Raw genomic sequence first — 1,258 nt, 5'->3', positions numbered from 1 at the left:
GGTGGTAAAGGACCGATCTCAGAGGCAGATTTTCCTTTGGATTCCATGACTATATTATCCTTATCTATCCTATTTCTAGATGTTTAATCTTGATTTTAATACCATTAACTACAAAATCCCTGCCCTTGGAGTAGGGCAGGGTTTGCCTTGATTCAGAGAAATTAATCCTCTCGATACAAAGATAAATGCTGCTCTCCCACAACAGAGCTAACTGTTTGCATCTCTACCAATTGCGATTCCAAGATCTGAGTTTTGGCAACAGAATCATTAGCCAGTGTAAATAAGGGATTAGACAGAATTCCTACCACAGAGGTAGCAAATACTGACAGCACTAAACCCACTTGCAGGGGACGCATACCAGGAAGACTCCAGCTAATTTCTGGATAATTTTTCACAGATTCAGACATTTCCTGGGGTTCTTTAACCACCATCATCTTGACCACGCGGATGTAATAGTAAATCGAGACTACACTGGTAATCAGACCTAGCAGTACTAAACCATACAACCCAGCTTGCCAACCTGCCCAAAACAGGTAAATTTTACCGAAAAACCCTGCCAGAGGTGGAATCCCTCCCAAGGATAGTAAACAAAGGCTTAAGCCCAAAGTCACTAGTGGGTCTTTGTGATATAATCCTGCGTACTCACTAATCTGGTCAGTGCCAGTGCGCAAGGTGAACAGAATCACGCAGATAAAGCCACCCAAGTTCATGAATAAATAAACCAGCAAGTAAAAAATCATGCTGGAGTAACCGGCATTAGTACCAGCAATTAGACCAATCATCACGAACCCAGCCTGAGCAATGGAAGAATAGGCTAGCAACCGCTTCATGCTAGTTTGAGTGAGGGCAACTACATTCCCTAAGACCATACTCAACACAGCCAGAGCAGTAAAGATTAAGTGCCATTCTTGGGTGACTAGAGAGAAAACAGTACTTAGTAAGCGAATTGCCAAGGCAAAACCAGCGGCTTTGGAACCAACCGACAGAAAAGCAACCACCGGAGTAGGAGAACCCTCGTAGACATCAGGTGTCCATTGGTGGAAGGGAACTGCCGAGATTTTAAAAGCAACGCCAGCGATCGCAAATACCAGAGCAATCAAAACTCCTAGAGATTGACCAGATTCTAAATCAGCAATGCCCTGTGCAATCGCAATCAAATTTGTCTCTCCTCCAGACAAACCGTACAGCAAAGAGACGCCATACAGAAAGACTGCAGAACTTGCCGCTCCAATCAGCAAATATTTCAAAGCTGCCTCAT

The 1,258-nt window shown here is 43.9% G+C and carries 1 protein-coding gene; it reads right to left on the bottom strand.

Annotated features, from left to right (window positions below; all coding sequences use genetic code 11):
- Positions 1-161: 161 nt before the first annotated feature.
- A partial coding sequence (locus tag F6K23_RS40790) for an NAD(P)H-quinone oxidoreductase subunit N (protein WP_293166949.1) occupies positions 162-1,258 on the bottom strand: 1,097 nt, incomplete at its 5' end.

Source organism: Okeania sp. SIO2C9 (genome assembly GCF_010672455.1).
Lineage (GTDB): Bacteria > Cyanobacteriota > Cyanobacteriia > Cyanobacteriales > Microcoleaceae > Okeania.
Note: the sequence above shows the minus strand (reverse complement) of the source record. Positions and strands in the feature narration are given on the sequence as shown.